The sequence below is a fragment of the Sporosarcina sp. BI001-red genome (assembly GCF_003384035.1).
Lineage (GTDB): Bacteria > Bacillota > Bacilli > Bacillales_A > Planococcaceae > Sporosarcina.
In genome coordinates this window covers 242,789-259,860 of record NZ_QQAK01000010.1, presented here as the reverse complement: position 1 = coordinate 259,860, position 17,072 = coordinate 242,789, and the positions used below count along the sequence as shown (strand labels likewise).

Here is a 17,072-nt window from a genome sequence, read left to right as displayed (position 1 = left end):
CCTCCCTAAAAGAAGGTGCTCATTCATCCTCACTGCGTTACTGAAGTTTCAAACACGGATATTTGGTTTTTCCCATTCGCTTTTGACTGATACAAGGCTTGGTCTGCACGGTAAAAAACGTCTGCAAACTGTGAGAATGTTCCGTTTGCATTATCCGCTATACCTACACTTACAGTGACTGGAACAAGTTCTCCATTAAAAGCGATTTTCAGTTGCCTAACTTCAGCTATTAGCAGGTTGACTCTCTCCTTGGCGTCATCCAGGGACGCCCCGTTTAGGAGGAAGACCAGTTCATCGCCCCCATATCGTGCTAATAATTCGGTTGAGTCCGATTTCCAGAGAATTCGCTGACATGTATTACAAATTTCCCGCAATGCTTCATCTCCAGCCAAATGACCATACGTGTCGTTAATTGACTTAAAGTTATCGAGATCGAGTGCAATACACGATACAAAACTGCCTGCTTCTGCTGCTTGTGCCAGCCAATTCGCTGCAACTTCTTCTAGATGTCTTCTGTTGAATAAACGAGTCAGGTAATCTACTTTTGCATTGCGTTCGATGGAGGTAACATTATGCTTTACTTCCAGTTTTAACGCAGTCATGGCTAGTTCCTGTTCTTGCAGCGTTTTTAACAGCTTAATATATTCTTGCTGCACGACAAATCCTAGTTGCCGATCATCTAGAATTTCACAAAGATCACACCGTCTTTCTTGAATTTCCTTTAATAGGAGGAGATCTTTAATGTCCAATGCTTCATGTTTAGCAACATCAAATGCTTCTAGAGCACTTAAGAACTCTTTGTTCTTCACTAAATAGCGTCCGTACAAATCGTAGCTTTGGGCTCTCTCACGTTTAAAGGTAGATAAGATAGAATCCCCCAGCATTTCTTCAATCATAGGTCCAGCATGTTTAGTATCCCCGAGTCCCACGTACGCATTTGCAATGTTCAACTTCACATGGAACTTTAAAATCGAACTATCCGTGACATATCGTTCTGCCATTTCCAGACCAATCAGCCCATTTTCAAGAGCACCGGCAAAATCATTTTCACTCGCACAAATATGACTATAATTGCTGTAGGCATTACTAACCATATTCCAATGCTTAAGACGTGTCCCTAATTCGATGCCCCGCTTCAACGCACCTTTCGCTTTTTCATATTCTTTATTGTAGTCATATAAAATGACAAGTATATTAATGCCATTCAATTGTTCATTCTCGTCACCATATTGGGAACAATAGTGTAAATGTGCATCCACACTTAAAAATGCCTCTTCAATCGCACCGATGCTATAGAAAGCGGATGCATGATGAATATGCGCGGATAGTACAGCCTTATGGTCTAGTTGTTTCAACCCTTTTTCCAGTAGTACATCACAATGCTCGATTAACTCTTTATAACGACCTTCTATCCTTAACTGCAAGGCCTTTTCCCTCAAGGGAGTTAACAATTCATCAGTCATACGCATTTCCTCCGTAATCATACTAGTTAGTAGTGGGAATAAAAGCTAAAAACTCTATTCTCTATATAGTAACATAGTCCAACGTTTATAGAATCATTAAATTGAGAAATAGTTCCACATAGTCATACTATTTACCGATAAAACGCTATTAAAAGACCACCTCTGCACATTGTCAGAGGTGGTCTTTTTAAACCCAAACTAACTCAAATTGCTGATTGCCACCGATGTATTTCAGTAACGCTATGTCTTCTTCAATAACTTGACCGAGGACATTCACTCTCTCATCTGCTGGTAAATCAGTTTTCGTCACTTGGAGCTCACCTTGATAGCGTAAATAGCGCTCATTATCGACGGTGATTGTTCCTTTTGGTCGCGATGCGCAATATTGCGCAGAAACGGAATTTCCTGATTTCATTGCCGCAGGACGTGATCCACTGGAACGAATGACGTCTCGCGCACTGTCCGGACGGTTTGTATGGAGTGTCGCAGCCGTTTTCAATGCTTCTGGATCTGCTTGTTCAAAAGACTTAGCACGAAGTCGAATGATGTCGTTCTGATATGCTTCGAATTGCGTTAAGCTTGAATCACTTAATCCCGGATCTCCAATGAGCACTTTATCAACAATTGCATCTTTCATCAGCTCTAAACTTGCTGCGAGCGGTAATCTGTGACGGTGTTTCTCAAGCGTTGGTAACGTCTCGAACAGTGGACCCCTAAGTTGTCCATCTCCTGGTGCAAAAGCCATCACTGAAACTCCTTCTTCACGAAGCCAACTGTTTCGTTGAGTGAACTCTTCCAGACCTAGCGCCGTTTCGGGTCGAGGATAAAAGTTATGCCATGCTTCCGTCCCTTCCAGTCGAAGTCCCGCAGCTTTCATCTCACTTAGCTCTTCATGGGTCACTGTACTGGCGTTTACTGCCACACGCATTACTCGAGATAGTTTTGCGATCATTTCTGGAGAGATTCCATAGTCTAGACGTAGTCCGCTGATTCCCCATTCCAATAAGCCTTCTGCTGATTGCAACGTAAAGCCAAGACTATCAAGCGCACTTGGACTTACATCCACCATCAGTTCCATCCCAAGTTCCTTCGCTAATTTTCCAAGGAGCTGAACTTCTTCTTTATACGCAGACGCATCATTTTCCGGAATATGCAGTGATGTGAAAATGGATTTAAAACCGACTGTGTTCATTTCCCGTATGCGCTTTTCATGTTCCTCAAAGCTTACCGTTCCTAAATAGACAGACAACCCAAGCATCTCAATTCTCCTCCTTTATTCGGCAAAAAAGTAAGGCACCCATCCCCATTTTAGCTAACGGAGATGGATGCTGTTTTTGTTAAATATCGCGTGCCATTTCTTCTTTGAATCCAAATAGATACGTGAAGAGGAATCCGCCACCATAAGCGATGAGCAATCCAAGGAAGTAGTACAAGTACTTACCATCCGCAATTAGAGGAATTAACGAAATTCCTGAAACTCCAATTCCTGTCGCTGCTGTATGCATCACTGCTTGGAATGCACCACCGAGTGCTCCACCCATACAAGCGGTGATGAACGGGCGGCCGAGTGGTAACGTAACCCCGTATAACAACGGTTCCCCGATGCCTAAGAATCCAACAGGCAATGCCCCTTTAATAATATTACGGAGACGACGGTTTTTCGTTTTCACGAAGATAGCCATTGCTGCACCAACCTGCCCGGCTCCAGCCATTGCGAGAACTGTTAGCAATGCTGTATTTCCATATGTGTTGATCAATTCCAAGTGGATTGGTGTCAGTCCATGATGCAAACCAACCATAACGAGTGGTAGGAAGAATCCCGCAAGGACAGCACCCGCGACAACTCCGCCTACGTCTAGAACGGCGATCAATCCTTTTGTAATCCCGTCTGCAAGTAAGCCCGCAACCGGTACAATTGCATAGAGTGAGAAGAAACCGACAGTGAGTACGGTAACGAGTGGGGTAAAGATGATATCAATCGCTGCTGGCATAACTTTACGCACATTCTTTTCAACAAATGTCATAAGGAATGCTGCAAAGATGACTCCGAATAAACCACCTCGACCGACAACTAAAGGTTCACCATAAATCGTAATCTCTGCAAGGAATGGATTGAATAAGAACATACCGGCGATTGCACCTAATACAGGTGTTCCACCAAATTCTTTCGCCGTATTCCAACCAACAATTACCGCTAAGTACGTGAAGACACTCGATCCGAGAAGTAGTAAAATTTGCATCCAGGTCTGAGTCGGATCGACTCCTGCGTTTTTCGCAAAGTTTGCAGCTCCATTGATAATCCCTGAAGCGACAAGTCCTGGGATCAGTGGGATAAAAATGTTACCGATACGTCTTAGGAAACTTTTGAACGGTGTACGGTTTTTCTCTTTTCTCCGTTCATTATCTACCGCAGCGCGCTCTTCAAATGTCAAACTGTCATACTCCGGTTCAGACTCTTCTCCAATACCAAGACCCGTCAACTGGCTCATTTCATCCGCGACCCGGTTCACAGTCCCTGGTCCGATGACGACCTGCAAGGTTTCGTCGACGACAACCCCCATGACACCGTCGACTTTTTTCAATGCGGCAATATCTGCTTTACTATCATCTTTCAATGTCAGGCGAAGTCTTGTCATACAGTGGGCAATCTTACGGATGTTGTCTCTTCCGCCGACATGCTCGAGTATTCCATTTGCCATTTGTTGCTCTTTTCTCATTTTGAACCCTTCCTTTCTCCCCTTATTAGTGAATGATTCTACAATAATCTTTATGCTTGTTGAATCGCTTTACGAACAAATCCATCCGTTGCTTCAATTCGTTCTTGCGCCTGTTCCTTCGAACAATCTAGCAAAATCATGACAGTTGCCGTCTTCACGTGTTTACCGGAAGATTCATAGAACGACGTTGCTGTTTCGAAATCTACTCCAGTCGCTTCCATAATGATCCGTTTCGAGCGCTCTTGCAGTTTCAAGTTCGTCGCTTGCACATCGATCATCAAGTTTTCATACGCTTTACCAATCCCAATCATCGCAGCTGTTGAAATCATATTCAGCACCATTTTCTGCGCGCTGCCTGCTTTCAATCTCGTTGAACCCGTTAACACTTCAGGACCTGTCGCAAGTTCAATTGCAATGTCAGCATGACTACTCATTTCTGCGCCTTCATTACAACTAATACTGATTGTATGAGCGGCAGTTTTCTGTGCATAGTCCAGCGCGCCTATGACATAAGGTGTTCTGCCACTTGCTGCGATGCCGATGACAGTATCGGTTTCATTCAGCTGGATGCCTTTCAAGTCTTGTACGCCTAGCTCCGGATTATCTTCAGCACCTTCCACAGCCTTTGTGAACGCTTTCAATCCTCCGGCTATTAAACCAACTACCATGTCTGGTGATACTCCAAACGTCGGGACACATTCAACTGCATCTAAAATACCTAGACGTCCGCTTGTTCCAGCACCGACATAAATCAGTCTTCCACCTTTTTGAAACGAATCTATAACGGCGTTGACCGTTTTTTCTATCGTTGGCAACTGTGCGTGGATTCCCTCAATCACTGATCCATCCTCTTTATTCATCGCTTTCAACACGTCGGCAACACTCATCGTATCCAATGACATCGTATGTACATTCCGTTGTTCCGTACCTAGTTTCTCAAGCATGCGCTCACTCCTTCAACGTTGCATTGGCTTTATTGTACGCCTCAAGGAAATTACAAGTCAATAGTTTAGTTGAATTATATGAAATTAAATTTCATTTTATGCAAAAATCATTATCTTCTCAATTTCACCGCCTGTTCCCGAGCGTTCTGATAACGATCTATAATCGACTCGCCCATTTGGTTTACTAAGCTAATGTACAAACTATCGATTACTGTCAGCTGCGTCATGCGTGATGTGATACTTCCGACGCGAAAATCCTTTTCTACATTCGGAGTTGCGAGTTGAATATCGGATTCCTTTGATAAAGGAGATTTGTTCAAGTTGGTAATGCTAATTAGAGTAGCTCCTTGTTTTTTCGCAAACCTTGCAAGTTCGACAACATCTTTGGTTTCACCAGACATACTAATTGCCACAAACACATCGTGTTCGCTTAAAAAAGGGATAACTGAGAGCATGTAATGGAAATCCGCATGATATTCCACTTGGTACCCGAGTTTTGCAAACTTGAATTGAGCATCCATCGCTGCAATTGCTGAGCCACCAACTCCGTAAAATAATATTCTGTGCGCCGATTGAAACGCTTTGACTGCCTTCTCGAGTTCTTTCTTTTCGATCGATGCCAGTAACAAGTCGATTGCTCCACGATTCACATGAACTACTTTTTGAAACAATTCATAGGGAGAATCTTTCTTCTGTGTGATGGAAAAGTCAGTTATGTATTCTTCTGTTTTCGCAAGCTCCTGTGCCAATAAAATCTTGAATGCTTTGAAGCTACCAATTCCCACGGACTTGGTGAACCTAACAACAGAGGCTTCACTGACGTCAGTCTTTGCAGCCAATTCTTTTGTAGTCATCGTTGGGATCAGTTCCGCATTATTCAAGATATACTCTGCAATTCTTAGCTCTGTTTTTGAAAAACGATTCAATTGATCTTTAATCTGTCCTAGCACTCTGACCGCCCCCTACTCTATTCTTTCCATTATGACTGAAGTGCGAGCCTTTTGACAATGCTCAAATGAAAGTACCACTACTTATGTAGGAGTAGTGATTGATTGGTGGCGCTTCGCGCGTTTAGGGATGAGCTACCTCTCTACCAGCTGCCGTTTTCCTGTTCTCCGACAGTTCTTAAGGTTTGTCCGACATGTAGAGAACTTTCTTCGACACTGGACGTAGTTTCTCGATCACATCGGAAGATTTCTCCGACACTTAGCAAAGTTTCTCGGTAACGGGACACAATTCAATGGCATTAAGAGCTTAATTAGTGGCGCTTCGCGCGTTTAGGGATGGAAATTCACTGTGCGCGAGTCGATTCGGCTAGATCAATCGTATTATCAGCCCGTTGACAAGTATAGTCGCTCAAATCGCCTTATGAATCAGCAAAATCCAGTCAAGAATAGGTCACATAGGAGAATTAATCGGATTCCATGCACATTTCATCAATTTATTCAATAATTTGTCTATCCATCCAGCTGGAAAGGCTGTATAATTATCTTAAAATACAATACTCGAATGGAGTGCTTATGATGAAAAAAGTTGGAGCTGTTCTTACCGCAACAGTGTTAGCACTTGGAGTCGCTACCATCCCTGCACAACCCGCTGATGCTGCACCTGCAAAATTCAAAAACTGTACAATGCTGAATCAGACGTACAAAGGCGGAGTCGCGATGAATGCTAAGGTTCGCAACAAAGGTGGAAAAACTAAATATGCGCCAACTGTAAACACTGCTGTGTACAACAATAATAAAGGCTTGGATCGAGACAAAGACGGTATCGCCTGCGAACGATAAGCTCCGCAAACACTAGGAGGGAAGATATTGACGAGTAAAAATCTCTTTTCAATTGGTTACCTTGTCTACGTAACTGCCCTGGCTTGCGTTTATTTCATCGTAGAACCACAAAACATCTTGGCTCCAATTTTGACGCTAACCTTGTTATTCGGCGTCTATCAGATTTATATTTATCTCATTCGCCCTATGCGACAACTTAAATCCGAACAGTAAAAGAAGCGTCCTCCATTTGTTAGTCTGGAGGATGCTTCTTTTCATTTTATCTTCCTCTGTTTGGCCACACCCATATAGATTACGATTAACATCAGCGCAAGTATGCCGCCGAACCCCCATTCGCTCATTGCGTCTAAATCACCAAGTCCGACGCGGACAATTTCCCACTGGGTATAAGTCATCAAAAGAAGTGAAAGGTTTTTCACTCGGTTTAAAAGTTCTCGGCTGGATTGGTAGAACCGAGGTGCGTTCACTTCATTTAAACGTTTAGGATAGTTATGCCACTCTGGATGTCGCTCTAAAAACTCAAGCAATGCAAACAGTCCCACACTAATTAGTGGTACTAGCAACAAGGCCCATTTAGATCCATAGTTATCTACTTCACCGGCAGCGTTAAAGTGGATTGGAACCTCTTCTGGAAGCCTATTCCATTGAAACACCGTATAAAAGATTATCGCTAGAAAGAGGAGAATGCCGATCACGTCACAAGCCTGACCTATCCTTGTTTTATGGGTTTCTACATGTTTGGGCGGCTTTTGCATCTCGTTCACTTCCTTTACATATCACTTCTACTTCCTATTTTACGAAAGGAGTTAAGATAAGTTTCAAATACTGTCCCATACAAAAACCGCTCTCACAATGACGCGTGGGCGGCCTCCATTTTCCTATTATTCGTCAATCTAACCATCCCTTTTCTCGACAAATCACAATCGCTTCCACTTTGTTTTTCGCACTAACCTTCTGCAGGATTTCGGATAAGTAGTTCCGGACTGTCCCTGGAGATAAATACAGCGCCGTCCCGATTTCTTTTGATGTTAGGCCATTTGCTGCTTGGTTTAGCACTTCTTTCTCCCGTTTTGTTAACGGATTTTCATTCGAGAAATGACCCATCACAAGTTCTGATGAAAACTCACGTTTACCTTGCATCACAGCTCTGATCGCATTTGCCAGTTCATCTATGGACCCATCTTTTAACAAATAGCCTCTGACATCCGATCGAAGAGCACGTTCAAAGTAACCGGGTCGGGCAAATGTCGTCAATATAACAACTTTGCAAGAAGAGCCCGCTGTTTTTAATTCATCCGCAACATCTAAGCCACTCTTCTTTGGCATTTCAATATCCAGAATGCATACATCTGGTTTCAGTTGTTGAATTAATTGTAATGCTTCTTCTCCATCTTGCGCTTGCCCAATTACTGTCAGGTCCTCTTCAAAATCGAGCAACGTACCAAGTGCGCCACGTAAAATCTTTTGGTCTTCTGCAATCACGAGTGAAATCATCCAGTCTCTCCCCCTCTTGTTGTAATGGGAAGTGGCACGACTAGCTTAAATAGAGTACCGGATTGCTCTTTAATTGAAAGTGTTCCTTCCACTAACGCTAGCCGTTCGACGATACCGTTTAAGCCGTTTCCATAATGAGCCCCAGTCATGCCAATCCCGTTATCTTTGACGCGCGTTACTAACCCATCGTCTGTTTCCCGAATTGATATCAGACAAGTTGAAGCATTGCTATGCCGGACAATATTTGTTGCCAACTCTCGGATACACATCCCAATAATCGTTTGTTTCAGCGGGGGGAGGTCTGGCAGGGGATCAGGAAAGTCCGTTTTTAGCTCGATGGATGCAGCCGAAAGGATTTCTTGCATTTGCACAAGCTCCTCTGCAACTGAACTTCCTCTCATGTCGCTCACTAACTCTCTTACTTGCTTTAACGCTGAACGGGATGTGTTTTCAATCCCCTTTGCTTCTTCTAAGACCCTATCAGAATCGTTTCGAACGCGTTGGACCACCTGACTCTTCAACGTGATTAATGACAACGTATGACCGAGTGTGTCATGCAGATCGCGTGCGATTCGTACACGCTCTTCTTGTCGACTCAGTTCACGGATTTGTTCATTCGCAGCATCCAATTTTTCTTCAAGTCTGCCACGTTCTGCGCTATTACGTACAGCGATAGGCGTGAGTGCCATTACTATAATGAAAGGGAAAAATCCAATACCTGTTTCCATTCCATATTCGGAGACTAGCAATACTCCACATAGAACTAATCCACTTCCGAATACTTCTATTGCCCTCTTAAACAGACGTGCATCCCCAATTCCTCCAATGAAGTTCGAAACATAAAAAGCTAAAATTAAATTATAAGGTTGATAAAACCAAGCCAACACGATAATGAAGACCATTAAGATAGTTGACCAGCCAATGAGGCCAGCATCCGTCACCGCTCGATATGCTTCTCGATAAGCGATAACAAATACCGCTAACAACACAAACCCAAGGATTCGTTTTAGACCGGTTTCCGACAGTACATGAAATAGTGGGAATGTGAGATAGGCAAGAAATACATAAGGTATCCAGCCGAATCGCCGTGGAAATAATTCAAATGTTTTCATTCGCTAAATCGCCTCCTGCATCCGCCTTCTTTGTATCGATAGTATCATGAAAACAACTGTATAAGCGATTAAAACTAGGATACCGACTAAACCAGGCGCTTCTCCGCGAATAATCGACCAAGCGCCCGCAGCATATTGATAAGAGGGTATCCATTGTGCCACTTGTTGTAGCAGCTTTGGCATAAACTCCATAGGCATCCACATGCCTCCCGTTACTGCCAGCGCTAAATAGATTAGATTGCTTACACCTGATGCCGTATCCGATTTCTTCATCGTACCGATTAATCCGCCTAGTGCGAGGAAAGGAATCGCTCCAATTAAAATCCACATACCTGCTGTGATCCATTCGATAGCAGGCATCGAAATTCCATTAATCAACCCACCGCTTGTAAAAATCACTGAAATCGTAAAAATATGGACCGATGTCTGTCCCGCCATTTTTGCAATGAAATATACAGCTCCAGACACCGGAGTTGTTTTCAAGTATGTCGTCCATCCCTGATTCCGCTCCTGAACGAGACGAAGTCCAAGCGTCATAATCGAACTTCCCATTACACTGAACGCAGCCATTGACATGAGTAAATGCTTTTCCCAAAGCTTAGGATCCCCAACATCTTGAACCATGACTTTAGTATAAAATACGTAAAAGACAATCGGCATTATGAGCGACCAAAAGATGAAGTAGCGATTCCTGAAGACACGTAATGCTTCTAACCAGCATTCATTCCATAATATTTTCAATCAGCTCACCTCCGGACTGTCCGTTAGCTGACTGTAAGCTTCTTCTAGTGTGCCTCTATTAACGGTCACTTCACTGATTTCAAGTTCAAGTGCATACAAAATTTTCAATGAGTGATCTGCATTCCCGGTGAGAATGGTCACTTTCTTTCCGTCTATACGAATATCGGTAGCAGCAAGCCCTTGATAAGTTTCGGGACGATACACCGCGTCAGTTAGGAATGAAATTCGTTGCATCCCCAACTTCTTTTTCATCATTGCGGGCGTCGCATCTTCAATCAGTTCCCCGTGATTCATCATCAAAACGCGGGTCGCTGCAACCTCCACTTCATCCAAATAATGTGTAGTGAAAATGATGGTTGTTCCACGTTCTGCAAGTTCCCGAATTGATTTCCAAAACGTTTTTCGTGCAATAGCATCCATGCCGGTAGTTGGTTCATCTAAAAACAGCATATCTGGATTACCAGCTAGCGCTAGTGCAAAACTGACACGTTGTTTTTGGCCGCCAGACAGCTTTTCAGTACGCGTATTCAGTGAAGATTCATCCAATCCGGTTAACCTGGTTAACTGTTCCATCGAAAGCGGGCGTGGATAATATCCTCGAACTAGCTGAAGGATTTCCTTTACGGTGACAGTATCCAACAATCGAACTTCCTGTAACATGACACCTATTCGTTCACGGACTGCCTTCAATTTAGGGTTCTGTCCTGAAATGGTGACCCTCCCTACTGAAGGTTCCATTAGACCAAGAAGCATCTGGATTGTTGTACTTTTCCCAGCTCCATTCGGTCCTAATAACGCCACCACTTCTCCTTTTTTCATCTGAAAAGACAGGTCTTTTACAGCGGACTTTCCTTTAAATGACTTTCCCACTGCCATACAATCGATGATCGTTGTCATACAATCACTCCTTTGACTTTATGGTAATGAAAGTCGCGAGTGCGTTGCAGTCCCTTCTGTCATCGGTTCGTATGACACTTGTCATATCAAAAAACGCTTTGCACAGAAGGCAAAGCGTTTTGTCTATTCATACAAGTATCGGTGAAATTTCGGATACTTCTTAAATTAAAGTTGAAAACCAAAGCCCTAGTACCGTACCGATGTAATTCCCAATAATATAACCAAGTGTTCCTATGACTAATATTGGGCCAATCAAGTCTTTCCACCCTTTTGCAATTGCCAATGCAGCAGCAGTTGTTGGCCCACCAATGTTGGCATTACTCGCCAAAAGCGTATCTTCTAGATTGGCATTCAACAGTTTGCCTGCCGTCAACGAAACGACCATATTAACCATAACAATGATGAATACGAAAACAAGAAGCAATGGCGCATTTTGTACGATTAATGGAATCGATGCTGGGATTCCAATGACTACAAAGAATAAATAAATCAAAAATGTCCCGAACTCTTGACTGCCATTGATTTTTTCGAAATAAGATGGGAACAACGCCAAAACGATAAACGTCACCGTGGTCAACACAAGATATTTATCTCCAAAAATCGCGTTTGCCAAGTTCATAATTCCTGAAACATTTTCACCAGAAGGAATTAGACCACCAATAAAGTCCGCTAGTTTGAACGATACGATAACAAGGAAGAATGCTGTCCCCACCGCCATCGCGATATCTTTTAACGAAATGTCTTTCCTCTTCCAAAAACTTTCTGCTAGAGTCTTGCCGTCTTCAGTTGATACTCCTTTTTCCACCTGATCGATATGTGGTGTAGAAAAGCGTTTTCTAAAGAATCCGATTGTCGGAATGAGCATTAAGATGACAAAGTACACGGCCATCATGAGATTATCTGCGACGACTGTTGCAGATACGAGGTCACCAGGTGCTTCAAACTTGCCTGCCATCGCTGCAAAGTTCACACCTCCTCCGACGTAAGACGCGCTGATCATCCCACCGATTTTATCTAGATAAGGGATGTGATCTTTCAATAGAAAGAAGCTAATTATGGTTCCAGCTACTGTTCCGATTGAGCTTAATAGGAATAGCGCGAGTAGTTTACCACTCTCTGTCCATATTTTCTTAATGTTGACGTGGAAAAGTAAGAGCGGAATTGCGAGTGGGATAATGACACCCCATACTGCGTCGTACACTGGAGATTCAGTAGGTATGATACCTGTATTTGATAGAAAAATAGCGCCAACTAGCGCAATGATTGCTCCCGAAATCTTGGAAGCCCAACTGAAACGTTGTTCTAAATAGATACTGAGAGATGCCACTACGACAATAATCCCCCATAGTGTGAGCGTGTCGTCTGGCTGAATCCATGTATTCGTCATTATGTGCGCCTTCTTTCTGATATTAGATTGGTCATGAACCGCTCGGCATTTTTGTAACTGATGGCTTCAATGTCACCTTCAGAATACCCACGGTGTTTCATCTTTTCCAGTAATGCTGGAACTTTCGTGACATCTTCTAGCCCTTCCGTTAATACATCCATCCCTCCGCCTAGCGGATGATCACTTAAGTAATCAAGAAAGTCGAATCCAAATGCAACATGATGGATGCCTGCAATGGATACAATATGGTCGATGTGATCAATAAATCGGTCAACGGTTGGATGCCGTTCATCTACAAATTCTCCATAAGCATTCAACCCGATTAACCCGTTTTGTTCAGATATGACACGGATTTGATCATCCGTTAGATTTCGTTCATGATCACATATAGCACGTGCATTGCTATGCGAAGCGATAATGGGGGCGGTTGTGTTGTGGATGACATCCCAGAAACTTGGTTCATCTAAATGGGAGACATCGATGATGAAGCCTGACTTTTCCGACTGGGCTAGCAAATCGAGACCCAGTGAAGATACCCCCAGGTCCCCCTTGATAGAGGGTGCTCCCGTCCCGCTCGCGAAAGCATTTTGTTCGTTCCATGCCATGATGATGTGTTGAATATCTCTTTCTTTCATGAAATCGAAAGCGGTGTCGATTGCTTCATTTTCTGACTCCGTAATCCACTGATCTAAGGAGGATAAACCCTCTATACCTAGATAAACCTTAACTTTCCCATCTGAAATAGACTCTTCATGAATACCTTCGAGAGGCTGAACAACCGCGTATTTAGACTCTAGTAAGTCTGCTTCAACGTACTTGATAAGATCATAAAAACGCTCTAGTGGTTGTTCAGAAAAAATAGGTTCCGTCCAAAACACACATATTATTGAACTCACGCCCCCTTTTTCTAGTGCTGGATAATGGATTCTGTCAAAAACGTTCGTCTCTCCGCGGGCTCTTCGAAAGGCGATGTCCGTAAACAAATCTGAATGTAAGTCGAAAATTTTCATAGAATCCTCCCTTATAAGTATTCTAATATATTGGAATTAATACATTGTATCATATTTATCAGTAACTTCTTTTACTTTTCCATAAAAAAAAGCTTTGCACAAGGCAAAGCTTTTTGAATCTATTTTTATTCTGTAGGTAAATATTGAACCATTGTGACGTACGTAGATAATTCAGTACCAAGAATCGGATTATGAGGGGGTGTACCGGTTTGGTTCTTCTCTTGTTCAGCGCGAATCTTCGCCTTTTCGATTGCACGCTTTTCACGCCACTCCGTGAAGTATTTTTCGTCTTTCCAAGTCGTGCAAACATGGAGCTCATCATGGTCTTCAGGATTTTCTTTCATCCATACTTCCATCCGAACAAATCCAGGAAAGGTATGGACTGATTTGGGTTTTGCGAAGCGTTCGGCTACTTCGGCTCCTTTTCCTTTTTCGATACGTATCACGTTCACTGCTGTCATCTGGCTCATATGAGCGCCTCCTTTGTAGTTGGCAATTCCACTTTTGTGCGCACGGATGCTAAGATTATGTGTCTACACAGGCGTGCTAATGACTTCTTACTCAAGCATACGCCTCCCCGAATCCCCAGACAATGTTTCCACCAATGAAATAGGGAATTCCCTTGGCTAAGTTGTGTCTCGTTGCCGATTAATCCCTTGATGTGGCCGATTGTTGTCTGGATCTGCCGATGCTCACCCTAACAGCGGTATAGCCCTCCCCAAACAAGCGTAGCGCACCCAATTAGTCCTTTAAAGTTGTTGAATTGTGTCCCGTTATCGAGAAACTTCGCTAGGTGTCGGACAAATCTTGCGGCGTGATCGAGAAGTTGGCATATGTGTCGAAGAAATATAGCTAGGTGTCCGACAAACCTTGAGAACTGTCGGACAACGTGTTAGGTCAAATATCTCCTACAACGGAGTAGCCCACCTAAAGGGCATATTGCCCTGTGCGGTGCGATATGCTACACTTACGTTAACTAAATGAACGACTCTTTTCTTATCCAGAGAGACCGAGGGACTTGGCCCGATGACGTCTCAGCAACCTGCTCACGCAAGGTGCTGCTGCCAACAGGGAAACCTGGACGATGAGGAGAATTTGCGCTTAAGCAACTCTTCTCTGCTCGGGGGAAGAGTTTTTTGTTTGGCAAATTTTTGAGGAGTGATCCAGATGAGAACGATTGAACGATTTATTGCAGAAAAAGAGCAGATTTTAAAAGAACAACCACGCAGTACAGCTGGTGCTATGAAGCGTCATCAGACACTTGTACGTGTACAGCAAAAAATTGACTACTTCGACCAGGGCGACTTGCTATCGAAAAAATCACTTCAGAAAGAACTGCAAGAAATCGCGGCGATGCAACGACAGGCTGATGAGCTGACTAGCCAGATTCAAACACGCAAACAAAAACTGCTTCAGGACACATTCGGTCCAGATGCGACACATCTATTCAAATAACGCAAAAACCCTCATTCCCACGAAATCTCGTGAGAATGAGGGTTTTATTCATAACAAAACTACTTTTTACTTACCAATTCAGCAGGCACTTCTTCCCCGCCACGATTGCGTAAAAACATGTAGAGTGATGCTCCAAATATAATGAAATAGCCAATGAAGCTATAGACATCCGGAATTTGTCCGAGCAGCACGAAGCCAAGGATCGCAGAGAACAAGACCGTGAAATAGTTGAACACGGAGATTTCTTTTGCCGGTGCGTATTTGTACGCGAGCGTAATCCCGAATTGACCAACAGTCGCGAACACGCCAGCTGCTAACAAATACACTGTCTGTTGTAATGTCATGGATTGATAGGTGAAAATCACGAACGGCAATAGCACGACGGTCGTGAATGTCGAAAAGTAAAATACGACGGTGTAAAACTGTTCACGACTCCCAAGTGCACGCAATACGGTATATGCACCACCTGCAAATATGGCCGATAAAATCCCTGCTGCATAGGGGAGAACATCGAGTGAAAACGACGGTTTGATGATGAACAACGTCCCGAGAAACGCGAGTAAAATGCTATACATCTGAAATGGTTTTACATGCTCTTTCAAAAATAGTGCTGCGAACACAATCGTAAAGAATGGACTCATTTTGTTCAACATATCGGCATCCGCCAAAACGAGATGGTCAATCGCGTAGAAATATAACACGATGCCGATTGCTCCGAGTGCAGACCGCACCAGCAGCAGACGCTGATTTTCTCGCTTACCGAACAATCTTTCTTTGAAGTGAATGACGAAGAAAAATGCGATAATCATCGATACGCCATTACGGAAAATCGTTTTCTGCATCGTTGGGACATCTCCGGACAATTTCACGAATGCGGTCATAAGTGAAAAGCCGAGTGCCGACGCTAAAAGCAATAATATTCCTTTGTTACGATTTGTCATAATAGCCTCCGGTCTATGGTAAATACGATAGTATTTTACCACATACCGTCATAACAAATCGCTCCAAATATTGATTGCAGTCGCTAAAATCAGCATCGCAAGAATCCATTTCAGCACGTTGGGATTCACTTTCTGTCCGACCTTCGCGCCAAGTGGTGCTGCAATGAGTGCCGCCAGAATGAGGACAATCGCTGGGCCCCATAACACTTGCCCTGTTGCGATTTTTCCTGTCGCAGAACCAATCGAAGAAATGAACGTAATCGCAAGGGACGACGCAACTGTAACTCTAGTCGGGATCCCGAGGACGGTCAACATGATTGGAACGAGCACAAACGCGCCTCCTGCCCCGACAATTCCTGAAGCTACTCCAACGACAAATGCAAGCACTGCCGCAAGCCACTTATTGAATGTCACTTCACTTGCTGGTCGATCCTCCACCTTTTTTCGTGGAATGAATAGCAGAATTGCCGCAACCACTGCAAGCACACCGTACACCATATTGACCGCTTGCTCAGATAGACAACTCGAACCAAGTCCCCCGATGAAACTTCCTACCAACACTGATATACCCATATAAAGGATGAGCGTCTTGTGCAGAAGTCCTGTTCCACGATATACCCAAACTCCCGCAATCGTCGCAAAGAAGATTTCTACTGCACTGATTCCACTCACTTCATGAGCTGTCAACGCGGTTAATCCGAATAACGGTGGGATGAATAGGAGCATCGGATATTTGACGATGGCGCCGCCGATACCTGCCATTCCCGATAAAAACGACCCGACAAACCCGATTAGAAATAAAACGACGATGAAACTGATACTCATCTCACAAACCTTCTTTCAAGAAAACGAAGGAGACATACATGTCCTCTTTCTTTTTTCAAACTTATCCTTTTCTAATAAAGAACGTAAGGACGTTATCTATTTCTGTTTGCTCCAGTAGTTCATGTCCACCTGACTTTGTCCACGCAGTCAAATCAGCTTTTGCGCCTTTGTCAGTTGTCTTCACTTCAAGGATTTCTCCTGAGTTGATGTCTTTCATTGCATTGCGTGTTTTAACGATTGGCATCGGGCAAGACAGTCCCGTTGCGTCTAAAAAGTGATCTACTTTCATTTTCAAAATT

General features: G+C 43.5%; 18 protein-coding genes and 1 riboswitch. Of the genes, 2 read left to right on the top strand and 16 right to left on the bottom strand.

From position 1 onward, the window contains the following. Positions 1-29: 29 nt before the first annotated feature. From DVB69_RS05980 to DVB69_RS05960, 5 genes are all read right to left on the bottom strand, one after another. Entirely contained in the window at positions 30-1,463 is a 1,434-nt protein-coding gene (locus tag DVB69_RS05980) for a GGDEF domain-containing protein (protein WP_158541038.1), read from the bottom strand. Between the two features lie 187 nt (positions 1,464-1,650). After that, positions 1,651-2,721: a DUF871 domain-containing protein gene (locus DVB69_RS05975; protein ID WP_116017578.1), complete on the bottom strand. Its 1,071-nt coding sequence runs from the start codon at positions 2,719-2,721 to the stop codon at positions 1,651-1,653. 79 nt (positions 2,722-2,800) lie between these two features. Then, positions 2,801-4,180, bottom strand: a complete 1,380-nt coding sequence (locus DVB69_RS05970) for a PTS transporter subunit EIIC (protein WP_116017576.1) — start codon at positions 4,178-4,180, stop codon at positions 2,801-2,803. 50 nt (positions 4,181-4,230) lie between these two features. After that, the gene (gene murQ / locus DVB69_RS05965) at positions 4,231-5,124 is read right to left on the bottom strand and encodes an N-acetylmuramic acid 6-phosphate etherase (RefSeq protein WP_116017574.1); all 894 of its coding nucleotides are present in this window, start codon (positions 5,122-5,124) and stop codon (positions 4,231-4,233) included. Positions 5,125-5,234: 110 nt separating this feature from the next. Continuing rightward, complete coding sequence (locus DVB69_RS05960; protein WP_116017572.1) at positions 5,235-6,074, bottom strand: MurR/RpiR family transcriptional regulator; 840 nt, start codon at positions 6,072-6,074, stop codon at positions 5,235-5,237. A gap of 573 nt (positions 6,075-6,647) precedes the next feature. On the opposite strand from DVB69_RS05960, the gene DVB69_RS05955 reads away from it, so the two are divergent. Beyond that, positions 6,648-6,911 carry an excalibur calcium-binding domain-containing protein gene (locus DVB69_RS05955; protein WP_116017570.1) on the top strand — a complete coding sequence of 88 codons (264 nt, stop codon included), beginning with the start codon at positions 6,648-6,650 and terminating at the stop codon, positions 6,909-6,911. Positions 6,912-7,165: 254 nt separating this feature from the next. Here DVB69_RS05955 and DVB69_RS05945 read toward each other — a convergent pair whose 3' ends face one another. The 8 genes from DVB69_RS05945 to DVB69_RS05910 all read right to left on the bottom strand — a co-directional run bounded on the left by DVB69_RS05945 (position 7,166) and on the right by DVB69_RS05910 (position 14,022). After that, entirely contained in the window at positions 7,166-7,666 is a 501-nt protein-coding gene (locus DVB69_RS05945) for a DUF1648 domain-containing protein (RefSeq protein WP_116017566.1), read from the bottom strand. Positions 7,667-7,799: 133 nt separating this feature from the next. Beyond that, positions 7,800-8,405: a response regulator transcription factor gene (locus DVB69_RS05940; protein WP_116017564.1), complete on the bottom strand. Its 606-nt coding sequence runs from the start codon at positions 8,403-8,405 to the stop codon at positions 7,800-7,802. Beyond that, positions 8,402-9,517: a sensor histidine kinase gene (locus tag DVB69_RS05935; protein ID WP_116017562.1), complete on the bottom strand. Its 1,116-nt coding sequence runs from the start codon at positions 9,515-9,517 to the stop codon at positions 8,402-8,404. Before DVB69_RS05935 ends, DVB69_RS05940 begins: the two co-directional genes overlap by 4 nt. A gap of 3 nt (positions 9,518-9,520) precedes the next feature. After that, entirely contained in the window at positions 9,521-10,258 is a 738-nt protein-coding gene (locus DVB69_RS05930) for an ABC transporter permease (protein ID WP_199562811.1), read from the bottom strand. Continuing rightward, positions 10,259-11,155: an ABC transporter ATP-binding protein gene (locus DVB69_RS17670; protein WP_199562810.1), complete on the bottom strand. Its 897-nt coding sequence runs from the start codon at positions 11,153-11,155 to the stop codon at positions 10,259-10,261. A 160-nt stretch (positions 11,156-11,315) separates the two neighbouring features. Further along, positions 11,316-12,542 (bottom strand): DUF819 family protein, encoded by a 1,227-nt coding sequence (locus tag DVB69_RS05920; RefSeq protein ID WP_116017560.1) that lies wholly within the window; start codon positions 12,540-12,542, stop codon positions 11,316-11,318. Beyond that, positions 12,542-13,552 carry a dipeptidase gene (locus DVB69_RS05915; protein WP_116017558.1) on the bottom strand — a complete coding sequence of 337 codons (1,011 nt, stop codon included), beginning with the start codon at positions 13,550-13,552 and terminating at the stop codon, positions 12,542-12,544. The genes DVB69_RS05920 and DVB69_RS05915 overlap by 1 nt, the downstream gene beginning before the upstream one ends. Positions 13,553-13,677: 125 nt before the next feature. Further along, entirely contained in the window at positions 13,678-14,022 is a 345-nt protein-coding gene (locus DVB69_RS05910) for an antibiotic biosynthesis monooxygenase (protein ID WP_116017556.1), read from the bottom strand. 523 nt (positions 14,023-14,545) lie between these two features. After that, positions 14,546-14,643: riboswitch (SAM riboswitch) on the top strand. A gap of 76 nt (positions 14,644-14,719) precedes the next feature. Here DVB69_RS05910 and DVB69_RS05905 point away from each other — a divergent pair. Beyond that, positions 14,720-15,007, top strand: coding sequence for a hypothetical protein (locus DVB69_RS05905; RefSeq protein WP_116017554.1), 288 nt, complete (start codon positions 14,720-14,722; stop codon positions 15,005-15,007). A 59-nt stretch (positions 15,008-15,066) separates the two neighbouring features. Here the strand turns inward: DVB69_RS05905 and DVB69_RS05900 are convergent, their stop codons facing one another. From DVB69_RS05900 to DVB69_RS05890, 3 genes are all read right to left on the bottom strand, one after another. Continuing rightward, positions 15,067-15,948 (bottom strand): DMT family transporter, encoded by an 882-nt coding sequence (locus DVB69_RS05900; RefSeq protein ID WP_116017552.1) that lies wholly within the window; start codon positions 15,946-15,948, stop codon positions 15,067-15,069. A gap of 48 nt (positions 15,949-15,996) precedes the next feature. Beyond that, on the bottom strand, positions 15,997-16,773 hold the full coding sequence (locus DVB69_RS05895; RefSeq protein ID WP_116017550.1) for a sulfite exporter TauE/SafE family protein: 777 nt from the start codon (positions 16,771-16,773) through the stop codon (positions 15,997-15,999). A gap of 61 nt (positions 16,774-16,834) precedes the next feature. Then, positions 16,835-17,062, bottom strand: a complete 228-nt coding sequence (locus DVB69_RS05890; protein ID WP_116017548.1) for a sulfurtransferase TusA family protein — start codon at positions 17,060-17,062, stop codon at positions 16,835-16,837. Positions 17,063-17,072: the final 10 nt, after the last annotated feature.

What these genes read in the sequence shown, in the direction of transcription:
- DVB69_RS05935 (WP_116017562.1), bottom strand. Translation starts at nt 9,517, where the DNA reads ATGAAAACATTTGAATTATTTCCACGGCGATTCGGCTGGATACCTTAT.
- DVB69_RS05895 (WP_116017550.1), bottom strand. Translation starts at nt 16,773, where the DNA reads ATGAGTATCAGTTTCATCGTCGTTTTATTTCTAATCGGGTTTGTCGGG.
- DVB69_RS05905 (WP_116017554.1), top strand. Translation starts at nt 14,720, where the DNA reads ATGAGAACGATTGAACGATTTATTGCAGAAAAAGAGCAGATTTTAAAA.
- DVB69_RS05910 (WP_116017556.1), bottom strand. Translation starts at nt 14,022, where the DNA reads ATGAGCCAGATGACAGCAGTGAACGTGATACGTATCGAAAAAGGAAAA.
- DVB69_RS05890 (WP_116017548.1), bottom strand. Translation starts at nt 17,062, where the DNA reads ATGAAAGTAGATCACTTTTTAGACGCAACGGGACTGTCTTGCCCGATG.
- DVB69_RS05975 (WP_116017578.1), bottom strand. Translation starts at nt 2,721, where the DNA reads ATGCTTGGGTTGTCTGTCTATTTAGGAACGGTAAGCTTTGAGGAACAT.
- DVB69_RS05945 (WP_116017566.1), bottom strand. Translation starts at nt 7,666, where the DNA reads ATGCAAAAGCCGCCCAAACATGTAGAAACCCATAAAACAAGGATAGGT.
- DVB69_RS05980 (WP_158541038.1), bottom strand. Translation starts at nt 1,463, where the DNA reads ATGACTGATGAATTGTTAACTCCCTTGAGGGAAAAGGCCTTGCAGTTA.
- DVB69_RS05970 (WP_116017576.1), bottom strand. Translation starts at nt 4,180, where the DNA reads ATGAGAAAAGAGCAACAAATGGCAAATGGAATACTCGAGCATGTCGGC.
- DVB69_RS17670 (WP_199562810.1), bottom strand. Translation starts at nt 11,155, where the DNA reads ATGACAACGATCATCGATTGTATGGCAGTGGGAAAGTCATTTAAAGGA.
- DVB69_RS05915 (WP_116017558.1), bottom strand. Translation starts at nt 13,552, where the DNA reads ATGAAAATTTTCGACTTACATTCAGATTTGTTTACGGACATCGCCTTT.
- DVB69_RS05940 (WP_116017564.1), bottom strand. Translation starts at nt 8,405, where the DNA reads ATGATTTCACTCGTGATTGCAGAAGACCAAAAGATTTTACGTGGCGCA.
- DVB69_RS05900 (WP_116017552.1), bottom strand. Translation starts at nt 15,948, where the DNA reads ATGACAAATCGTAACAAAGGAATATTATTGCTTTTAGCGTCGGCACTC.
- murQ (WP_116017574.1), bottom strand. Translation starts at nt 5,124, where the DNA reads ATGCTTGAGAAACTAGGTACGGAACAACGGAATGTACATACGATGTCA.
- DVB69_RS05920 (WP_116017560.1), bottom strand. Translation starts at nt 12,542, where the DNA reads ATGACGAATACATGGATTCAGCCAGACGACACGCTCACACTATGGGGG.
- DVB69_RS05955 (WP_116017570.1), top strand. Translation starts at nt 6,648, where the DNA reads ATGAAAAAAGTTGGAGCTGTTCTTACCGCAACAGTGTTAGCACTTGGA.